Origin of the sequence: Streptomyces huiliensis, assembly GCF_020037025.1 — a bacterium.
Taxonomy (GTDB): domain Bacteria; phylum Actinomycetota; class Actinomycetes; order Streptomycetales; family Streptomycetaceae; genus Streptomyces; species Streptomyces huiliensis.
On record NZ_JAIQLH010000160.1, the window covers coordinates 24,808 to 34,132 of the forward strand.

Genomic DNA, 9,325 nt, shown 5'->3' on the forward strand with positions numbered 1-9,325 from the left:
CGGATGGGGGCCGCCCTTCGGGAGGGGCCGTGACTACGGTTGCCCGGTCGGTTGTGGCCGCGGCGCTGGGGGCGGGCATGGAGCTGAAGCGGTGGCTGGAGCACGGCGTCGAGGCGTTCGAGGAGTGGACCCGGTCGTACGAGGAGTACGAGACCCACCCGGCCACGGAGGTCGCCGAGGAGGCCCGCGCCGAGGCGTTCGCCGAGCTGACCGGCAGGCTGCGCGGCAGCTATCCGTTCTTCCACCCCTGCTACGCGGGGCAGATGCTCAAGCCACCGCACCCGGTCGCCGTCGCCGGGTACCTCGCCGCGATGCTCGTCAACCCCAACAACCACGCCCTGGACGGCGGTCCGGCCACCTCCGTCATGGAGGAGGAGGCCGTCGCCCGGCTGGCCGCCATGGCGGGCCTGGAGCCGTTCCTCGGGCACCTCACCAGCAACGGCACCCTGGCGAACCTGGAGGCCCTGTTCGTCGCCCGGGAGAGCAGCCCCGGGCGGTCCGTCGCGATCGGCGCCGACGCCCACTACACGCACGCGCGCATGTGCCATCTCCTGGGCATGCGGACGCACACCGTGCCGGTCGACGGCCGGGGCCGGACGGACGTGGCGGCACTGGAGCGGCTGCTTGCCTCGGGAGACGTGGGCACGATCGTCGCCACTACCGGTACCACCGCTCTGGGCGCGGTCGATCCCGTGCACCGCATCGTGCCACTGGCGCGACGGTACGGCGCCCGGGTCCATGTGGACGCCGCCTACGGCGGATTCTTCACGCTGCTCGCCGGCGACCCGCTCCTGGACGACGCCACCGCCGAGGCGCTGCGGGCCGTCGGGCGGAGCGACTCGGTCGTCATCGACCCACACAAGCACGGCCTCCAGCCCTACGGCTGCGGCGCGGTGCTCTTCGCCGATCCCGAGGTGGCCCGCTTCTACCGGCACGACTCCCCCTACACCTACTTCACCTCCGGCCGGCCGCACCTGGGGGAGATCAGTTTGGAGTGCTCGCGGTCGGGAGCGGCCGCGGCCGCCCTGTGGCTGACCCTCCGGCTGATGCCGCTCACCAGGGAAGGGCTGGGCGGGGTGCTCGCCGCGGGGCGGCGGGCGGCCCTGCGCTGGGCCGGCCTGCTCGACGGCTCGCCCCACCTGGAGCCGTACCAGCGCCCGGAGCTGGACATCGTCACGTACTACCCCCGCACGGAGCCCGCCGCCCTGTCCCGGATCGGCGCCGCCTCGCGGGAGGTGATGCGGCGCGGCATGGAGGCGCGGGAGAACCCGGTGTTCCTCAGCGTCGCGAGGATCGACGCGGACGCCTTCGCCCGCCGCCGTCCGCACGTCGCGCGCGATGCCGAGGACACGCACGTGCTGCGCAGCGTCCTGATGAAACCGGAGAGCGAACCGTACCTGGACCGCCTGCACCGCCGCGTCATGGACCTCGCGCGGCCGACGCCGTGACCGCCCGTGAGAACGACCACGACCGGCACCCCGACATCGAGGGGATCGACGCCGGCACCGGCCGGAAGCTGCTGGACGGTCTGCTCGACGAGGCCGTGTGGCTGGACCACTGCCCGTTCGTCAGCGCGTCGTTCGGCCCGGCCCCGGCCTGGCTCCGCCACGAACCGGTCTCCGCGTGCCGGCCACTGCCCGTGCCACCGCCCGCCGGCGCCCGGGGCACACCGGGGAGGCGCCGGGTGTGCGTCTCCTTCGCACCCGAGCACGGCCCCAACGCCCGCACCTGGGCCGGTACGCACGGCTACCGGCTGCTCGCGCCGGACGCCGGGGTGACCGCCTGGGCGGCCGACAAGATCAGCGTGCTGGAGCTGTTCGAGGAAGCGGGCGTGGCCACCCCGCCCTGCGTGGTCGTCCCCGCGGCCGGACGGGGACCGGCCGCGCGGTACTGGCGCGCGGACTGGCCCGGGGCGGTGGCCCAGCGCAGGGAGAACAACCTGGTCGGGCGGGGGACGGTCCCGCTCGCCTCCCCGGCCGAACTCGAACGCCGCCTCGCCGACTGGCCGGACGAGCCGATCCGGCTCGGCCGCCGGGCTCCCGGCGTCTCCCTGACGGTCACGGCCTGCGCCGGACCGGACAGGACCGTGGTCTCGGCCGTCTCCCACCAGCTCGTGGGGCTGCCCGAGCTCGCCGCCTCCTGGGGCACCCACTGCGGCAACCAGCTCCTGCACCCCGGTGATCTGCCGGACGGGCTGTACGGACAGGCCCGCGCGGCGGCGCGGCGCGTGGGGGAGGTGCTGCGCGGCCGCGGCTTCCGCGGCGTCTTCGGCCTCGACCTCGTCGAGGAGGACGGCCGGCTGCTGGCCGTCGAGGTCAACCCCCGCTTCCAGACGGTGGTCTCGCTCGTGCAGGCCGCCGAGCGCGCGGCGGGCCTGCTGCCCGCGCTGGGGCTGCACATCCTCTCCTTCCTCCTGCCCGCGCTGCCGCCGTCCGTGCCGGGGACGCTCCCGCCGGGACCGCGCCGCCCGAGCCAGCTCGTCGTCCACGCCGCGGCGGACGCCACGGTGAACGCCCTTCCCCGCACCGGGTGCTACCGGCTCGGCGGCGGGACGGCGACGGGCCCGCTCCCGGCGGCTCCGGATCTCGCCGGACTCCGCGACGACGAGGCCCTGTGGTGGGCCGTCGCCCGCCCGGGCCCGGTCACGGCGGGACAGGAGCTGGCCCTGCTCCAGTTCGGGCACAAGGTCGCCCCCCTCGAACCCCGGCCCCGCCTCCCTCCGGAGTCGCTGGCCTGGATCGCCGCCTTCCACGACCGGTCCCGGGCGGGAGAGGGCCGGTCCCGGACGGGAGTGGACGGCACGGCGGCCGCCGGCGAGGCCGCCACACCCCTGCTCCGGCTGCCCGAGGAAGCCATGCGCACGGCGGGCCTGCACACGCTGGAGCTCGTCATCGAGCGGTTCACCACCGCCCGCGCACACCCGCCGCTGCGCGTCCCGCCCCCCGACGGCCTCCGGGCCCTCCTGGACGAACCCCTGCCCGAGCACGGCACGGACGACCTGCGCTCCCTGCTCGACCGCGTCACCCGCGACGCCCTCGGCGAAGCCACCCGCCTCGACCACCCCCGGAGCTTCGCCTTCACCCCGTCCACCGGCAACTTCCCGGCCGTCCTCGCCGACGCCCTCGCCTCCGCCCACCTCTCCGTACCGGGGGCGTGGCTGGTCGGCGCCGGGCCCACCCAGCTCGAACTGACCACGCTCGGCTGGCTCAAGGCACTGCTGGGCCTGCCCGAGGAGGCCGGCGGACTGTTCGTCAGCGGCGGCTCCGTCGCCAACCTCACCGCCCTGGCCGTCGCCCGCGACCACCACCTCGGCGACGACCACTCCCGCGCCCGCCTCTACTGCTCCACCCAGGCCCACCCCTCCGTCGCCCGGGCCACGCACCTGCTGGGCCTCACCCGCGGGCAGCTCTCCGTCGTACCGGCCGACCGCGCACTGCGTCTCGACCCGGCGGAGGTCGCGCGGCGTGTCACCGACGACCGCGGCGCCGGGCTGCGCCCCTTCGCCGTCGTCGCCACCCTCGGCACCACCGGCACCGGCGCCGTCGACCCCCTCGACGACCTCGCCGGCCTCTGCGCGCGCGAAGGACTCTGGCTCCACGTCGACGGCGCCCACGGCGCGGCGGTGGCCGCCACCGCCCGCGGGCACGGGCTGCGCCCGGCCCTCCGCCGCGCCGACTCCCTCACGGTCGACCCGCACAAGTGGCTCTTCCAGCCGTACGAGATCGGCTGCGTCCTGCTGCGCCGCCCGGAGCTGCTGCGCGCCACCTTCGACCTGGCGCGGCACGCGCTGGACACCGGCTACCTGGCCCCCACCGACCCGCGGGGCGACGAGGTGAACCTCTCCGACCACGGCCTCCAGCAGAGCCGCGGGCTCCGGGCCCTGAAGCTGTGGCTGTCGCTGAAGACCTTCGGCGCGCGGGCCTTCCGGCAGGCGATCGAGCACGGCATGGACCTGGCCGAGCACGCGGCGGCCCTGGTCGCGGCCCACCCCGAGCTGCGGCCGGTCACGCCGGCCTCCCTCGCCGTCCTCACCTTCCGCTACCGCCCGGCCGACGTACCGCCCGGCTGGGACGCCGACGCCGCACAGGAGGACATCAGCCGGGCGGTGTGCGCGGACGGCGAGGCGCTGCTCCTCACCACCCGGGTGCACGGTGCCACGGTGCTGCGGATGTGCACCATCAACCCCGGCAGCAACCGGGACGACGTCGCGTACGTCCTCGACCGGGTGGTCCACCACGGCCGCCGGTCGGCGGACGCGCTCAGAGGAACGTCAGCGTCGAAGGACCGGTGATCAGCCGCACGCCCCGGTCCGTCGCACACGCCGGCACGTCGAGCGTGAGCTGGGCGCCGGGGGAGGCGACGGTCCGCCCGCGGAACGCGCCCGAGACCACCCTGCCGACCACCAGCACGACCGCCTGCCCAGCGACCTGCCCGACGGTCCCCATGGGATAGCGCACCACGCTCTTCCGCCCGTTGCTCCAGGTGATCTTCTCCACGGTGGTGGCATCGGAGACGAAGCACCCGTTCGTCCCGCCGCCGCTGATCTCGGACGTGGCGGAGGCGAACCCCGGGTCGGCGGAGACGCAGGTGTAGGCGCCGGTCCCGGTGATCCGGGTCCTTCTCGCCCGCAGCCCGAGCCCCGGGGAGAACCCGACGGAGTTGGTCCCCACGCAGGTGACGGGCGCCGCCGGCCCGCGTGCCTCCGCCGCCGGCCGGGCCTCCGCCGCGAACGGCCCGGCCGCCACCATGCCCACGGCCAAGGCCGCGCTCCCGCACCTCTTCGCCCACGGTCCGATCCGGCGCATGACACCCTCCCCGCTCGCGCGACCGCTTCCGCGGCACATGCATGCCCAGCCACGGGGAATCCCACCGGGGACCGGCAGCACGTGCCACACGGGGGGCGCACGGGGCGGGGCGGACACCTCCGCCGCCCCCGGAAAACGGACGGCGGTTCGATCCCGGAAACGCCGTTCCGGCTCCTTCGAGCACCGTCGAAACGCCTGGTGACACGGCCCCCGCCGGGCCACTCTGGCGTCGTTGGCAGCGGTGGCGGGACCGGCCCCGCCACCCCCCTCCGGCGAAGGAGACGACGCATGAAACTCCGAGGATCACTGTCCGCCGCCATCGCCCGGCTCGGCCTCGCGGCCGTCGCCCTGACCGGCGCCCTCGCCTGCGCGACGGTCGCCCCGGCGACGGCCGCCCCGGAACAGATCCAGGGCTGCGGCTGGAACGAGAGCAGGGGCGGCGAGCGCGCCTACTACGAGCACTGCGCCACGAACACCAACGTGTGGATCCAGGTCAAGCGGTTCCCCCGGTCCAACTACCACCGCTGCGTGGGCCCCGGCCGCACCAACCTCGACCTCGACGCCACCGGCGCCTGGTACGACAGCAACTACCGCGGCGGGCTCTGCTCCCACCCGGGCGACACCGGGCCCTGATCCGCACGTCGAACGGCGGTCCGCCCTCCCCGCTGCCGGGGGAGGCCGGACCGCCGCGTGACGGGCCGTCAGGCCTGCGGCTTGGTGCCGTCGATGGCGACGCGGCGGCCGTAGCGGCTGTGCGGGTAGTAGTCCCAGATCGCGTGGTGCTGGACGCAGCGGTTGTCCCAGAACACCAGGGTCTTCGGCTGCCAGCGGACCCGGCAGACGAGCAGCGGCGTGCCGGCGATGTGCCGGTACAGCATCTCCAGCAGGGCCTCGCTCTCCGCGGCCGACAGCTGCGGGATGTGCGAGGTGTAGGGGCGGTTGACGAAGAGGAGCTTGCGGCCGGTCTCCGGGTGGCGGACGACGATGGGGTGCTCGTTCACCGGCACCTCGTACTCGGCCGGCGGGCCCTGCTTGCCCCACGGCTGGGCGCCGTCGTGGACCGCGGTGAGGCCCTCCAGGAACGCCTTCATGGCGGGCGAGAGCATCTCGTAGGCGAGGTGCATGTTGGCGAACATGGTGTCGCCGCCGCTGCCGGCCTCCGGTATGCGGGTGATGTGCAGCATCGAGCCCAGCGACGGCTCGGCGTCGGCGGTGCCGTCCGCGTGCCAGCCGTTGCCCGCCACGTTCTTCGACTCGGCCGAGGCGCTGATCTCCAGCACGTACGGGTCGCTGTCGGGAGCCGCCAGCGCCACCGGGTGCAGCGGGCCGAAGTGCGCCGCGAACCGCTTGTGGTCCTCGGGCGTGATGTCCTGGTCGCGGAAGACCAGGACGTGGTGGGCGTGGAACGCGTCCTTGATCTCAGCCAGTTGACGGTCCGTCAGCTCCTGGGAGAGGTCGATCCCGGAGACCTCCGCGCCGAGGACCGGTGTGATCGGGTCCAGGGTGAGGGTCTCGTAGGCGGGCTTCGGCCGGGTGGTGAGCGCCTTCACGGCGTCGAGTGCGTAGTCTTCCATGGCCTTTCCTGTACTGCGTCGCGGTAGGGGTGGGGGGCTTCAGAGCCCGCGGTCGAGGAGCTCGGCGAGGATGATGCGGCCGAAGGCGAGGTTGCCGTGGATGATGTCGTCCTTCTCGCACAGCTCGGGCCGCTGGAGCCCCGACGCGTCGGTGGTGCGGGCGCGCAGGTCCACGACCTCCACGCCGAGTTCGGCGACGGCCCGGCGGACGCACTCCTGCGCCGCCATGAACACCTCGCGGTCCGACATGCCGGGCACCCGCTGCGGCCCCATCACCGCCAGCACCCGGAGGCCGAGGCGGCGGGCGTGGGCGTAGAACGCCAGCGCGTCGCGGACGGCCGCCCGGACGAGCGCGTCGAACACCGGGCTGTCCAGGAAGCCCGGCGGGAAGGCGCCGCCGCGGGTGCGGTAGATCCGCCAGTTCTCCGTCGTCGCGACGAAGTGCGCGCTGAAGCCGAACGTGCACACCAGCGGCACGGTCACCCGGTCCAGGCCCGGCGCCCCCAGCTCGTCGAGGGCGGCACGGTAGCGGGTCTCCGTCTCCGGGTCGCGGAAGACGACGTCGTCCCCGCGCGGGTCGTAGAAGCCGGCGGTGAAGTCCCGGCCCGAGCCGATGGGCCCGCCCGCGAAGGGGACGCGGGCGGCCGCCGCGGCCCGGCCGACCGGACCGGCGTGGGAGTCGCCCAGCAGCAGGAACCGGGCGGCGGCCGGCCTAGCGGGGGCTGTAGTAGTCGAGTACGGCGTCGTCACACTCGAACTCCTCTCCGGCGGTGGGGTGGGCGGGGGAGCGGTCGGCCGCGGGCGGGCTCACGGGGGCCGCCCGCCGTCCTTCGAGCGCACCGAAGAACCGGTCCATCACGAAGGCGACACCCTCCGGCGTCACCGTCCGCAGGTTGGGCTCGAAGAACGCGCCGCGGAACGGGGTGCCCGTGACGATCTCGTACGACGGGAAGTAGTCGACGTCCTCGTGCTCGGCGGCCAGCTGTCCGGCGACGGCCCGCAGGACCGACTTCGAGTACGTGGTGGCCGTCAGCGCGTGCCCGCCGGTCGCGGTCGCCGTGAGCGGCACCGGCGAGACGGTGAGCAGCACCTTCAGGCCGGGGTTGACGGACCGGGCCAGCTCCAGGGCGGCGGTCAGGTCCCGGCGCACCTCGTCGAAGGTGAAGTTGTGGAAGACGTGCCGCGCGGGGTCGAAGGTGCCGCGCAGGGTGCCGGGGCAAACGGGGTGGACCGTGCCGCCGTCGCGGTCGCGCCACGCCTCGGTCAGCCCCAGCGTGAAGATCAGGCAGTTCGCTTCGGCGAGGCCCTCGCGGACCGCGGCGAGCGTCGCCGCCCGCGCGGCGAACAGCTCCTCGGCGGAGGCGTACCCGGCCGGCTCCACCGCCGGACGGCAGGGGTCGTAAAAGCGCCCGTCCTCCTCCCACGTCTCCTGCGGCGGCTCCTCCACGCCCAGCGCCCACGAGAACCACTGGCGCAGCACTGCGGCGGTGTAGATGTTGCCGGTGCGGAAGGAGAACACGCCGAAGTGGCGGTCGCGGCGCTGCTCCGGGGTCAGGCCCGGGGGCGCGAGCTCGGTGTCGCGCCAGTTCATGCCCCGGTCGCGCAGGGCGCGGCCGATGTGCCGGGCGAAGCAGGACCCGGCCGTGAGGAGGACGTCGTCCTGGCCGATGGCGAACTTCGGCGTCCACATGCCGTCGATGTCCGCCCACGCGGGCTCGGCGACCGCGGGCCGCCAGAAGGAGCGGGACGGGAGTGACTGGTAAGGGTTCATGGGGTGCTGTTCTCGGCCTCGGTTCGTTCGTGTCGGCGGTCGGCGGTCGGGTGCCAGTGGTGGGGGAAGCGGTGGCCCGGTGCCCGGCGGCCGGGGGGCGGTCGCCGGGCACCGGGCCGGTCAGGTACCGGCGAGTGGCTCCGGCGCCGGGACGCACGCCGCGTTGACGGCCTCGGCGACCGCCGCCACGTGCGGCGGACGGACGATCCCGTAGTGCGTGGTGTCCAGGCACCGCGCCTCCGACAGAAGCGGCAACAGCCCTTCCCACAGCCGCCGTTGCTCCGTCGCGGACACCCGGGACGGCAGCCCGCTCTCCGCCCGGTCCGCGAGCCACAGCCGGACCGGCGTGCCGGGCAGCGGCGGCGGCTCGTGGGCCGCCATGCCGGCCAGGTTGGCGCGGCAGCAGCGCGCCAGCCGCTCGGCGTACGCCCGGGCCTCCGGACCCGCCGGAGCACCGGAACCGGCCTCGGCCAGCTCCCGGGCGAAGAGCCGCTCCAGCTGCTCCTCGTCGTAGCCGAGGACGTCCTTCCCGCCGCCGGGCGGCGGGGGGTCGAGCAGGTACAGCTCCGCGACCGGACCGTCGGAGGCCTCCGCCGCGGCCGCCATCGCCTGGGTCACCCAGGCGCCGAACGACCAGCCGGCCAGCCGCCAGCGCCAGGCGTCCCGGGGGAAGCGCCGCGCAGGGCGGCGAGGTAGCGGTCCGCGCGCTCGGCGACCGTCCAGTCCGGGGCCTCCGCGCCGCGCAGCCCCGGGTCGCTGATCAGGCACACGGTCAGCCGGGGGTCCAGGGCCGACACCAGCGCGCGGTACGCCTGGACGTCGCCGCCGACCGGGTGCACCAGGCACAGCACGTCGCCGCCCGCACCCTCCTGCCACACGTCCAGCGGCACCTCGTCATCGGACGGGCCGGCGCCGGTGGCCTCCGCGAGGTGCGCCAGCACCTCCGTCAGGCTCACCCGGTGGCTCAGCCGCGACAGTTCGAGCTCGACGCCGTACTCGTCCTCGACCGTGCTGATGAGGTCGAGGAGGGTGAGCGAGTCGGCGCCGTGGTCGTAGAGGGACGCCTCGGGGTCGAGCTCGTCCACGCCCAGGGAGCGGCACAGCCACTCCGCGAGCCGCTCGGCGGCGGCCGGGGCCGGCGCCGTCTCGGGCGCCGCCGGCCGGTCCGCACCCGG

9 protein-coding genes are annotated in these 9,325 nt (G+C 75.1%); 3 read left to right on the top strand and 6 right to left on the bottom strand.

The features are described from left to right. Window positions 1-77 precede the first annotated feature (77 nt). The gene (locus JNW98_RS24495; RefSeq protein WP_223770458.1) at window positions 78-1,448 is read left to right on the top strand and encodes a pyridoxal phosphate-dependent decarboxylase family protein; all 1,371 of its coding nucleotides are present in this window, start codon (window positions 78-80) and stop codon (window positions 1,446-1,448) included. Beyond that, a complete protein-coding gene (locus JNW98_RS24500) occupies window positions 1,445-4,291 on the top strand; it encodes a pyridoxal-dependent decarboxylase (protein ID WP_223770449.1) in 2,847 nt (948 codons plus the stop codon). Before JNW98_RS24495 ends, JNW98_RS24500 begins: the two co-directional genes overlap by 4 nt. Here JNW98_RS24500 and JNW98_RS24505 read toward each other — a convergent pair. Then, complete coding sequence (locus JNW98_RS24505) at window positions 4,260-4,805, bottom strand: hypothetical protein (RefSeq protein ID WP_223770450.1); 546 nt, start codon at window positions 4,803-4,805, stop codon at window positions 4,260-4,262. The two genes, JNW98_RS24500 and JNW98_RS24505, sit on opposite strands and share 32 nt — an antisense overlap. Before the next feature lie 288 nt (window positions 4,806-5,093). On the opposite strand from JNW98_RS24505, the gene JNW98_RS24510 reads away from it, so the two are divergent. Further along, on the top strand, window positions 5,094-5,438 hold the full coding sequence (locus JNW98_RS24510) for a DUF6355 family natural product biosynthesis protein (protein WP_223770451.1): 345 nt from the start codon (window positions 5,094-5,096) through the stop codon (window positions 5,436-5,438). Between the two features lie 68 nt (window positions 5,439-5,506). On the opposite strand, the gene JNW98_RS24515 is transcribed toward JNW98_RS24510, so the two are convergent. From JNW98_RS24515 to JNW98_RS24535, 5 genes are all read right to left on the bottom strand, one after another. Continuing rightward, a complete protein-coding gene (locus JNW98_RS24515) occupies window positions 5,507-6,379 on the bottom strand; it encodes a TauD/TfdA dioxygenase family protein (RefSeq protein WP_223770452.1) in 873 nt (290 codons plus the stop codon). Window positions 6,380-6,418: 39 nt separating this feature from the next. After that, the gene (locus tag JNW98_RS24520) at window positions 6,419-7,129 is read right to left on the bottom strand and encodes a hypothetical protein (RefSeq protein WP_223770453.1); all 711 of its coding nucleotides are present in this window, start codon (window positions 7,127-7,129) and stop codon (window positions 6,419-6,421) included. Further along, on the bottom strand, window positions 7,092-8,150 hold the full coding sequence (locus JNW98_RS24525) for a GSCFA domain-containing protein (protein ID WP_223770454.1): 1,059 nt from the start codon (window positions 8,148-8,150) through the stop codon (window positions 7,092-7,094). Before JNW98_RS24525 ends, JNW98_RS24520 begins: the two co-directional genes overlap by 38 nt. 120 nt (window positions 8,151-8,270) lie before the next feature. Further along, entirely contained in the window at window positions 8,271-8,768 is a 498-nt protein-coding gene (locus JNW98_RS24530) for a hypothetical protein (protein WP_223770455.1), read from the bottom strand. Then, the coding region (locus JNW98_RS24535; RefSeq protein WP_223770456.1) for an acyl carrier protein at window positions 8,765-9,325 on the bottom strand (561 nt) is incomplete at its 5' end. The genes JNW98_RS24530 and JNW98_RS24535, both read right to left, overlap by 4 nt.

Bases quoted from the DNA above. Each gene is read 5' to 3' on its own strand.
- JNW98_RS24525 (WP_223770454.1), bottom strand. From the start codon at position 8,150: ATGAACCCTTACCAGTCACTCCCGTCCCGCTCCTTCTGGCGGCCCGCG.
- JNW98_RS24515 (WP_223770452.1), bottom strand. From the start codon at position 6,379: ATGGAAGACTACGCACTCGACGCCGTGAAGGCGCTCACCACCCGGCCG.
- JNW98_RS24495 (WP_223770458.1), top strand. From the start codon at position 78: ATGGAGCTGAAGCGGTGGCTGGAGCACGGCGTCGAGGCGTTCGAGGAG.
- JNW98_RS24505 (WP_223770450.1), bottom strand. From the start codon at position 4,805: ATGCGCCGGATCGGACCGTGGGCGAAGAGGTGCGGGAGCGCGGCCTTG.
- JNW98_RS24510 (WP_223770451.1), top strand. From the start codon at position 5,094: ATGAAACTCCGAGGATCACTGTCCGCCGCCATCGCCCGGCTCGGCCTC.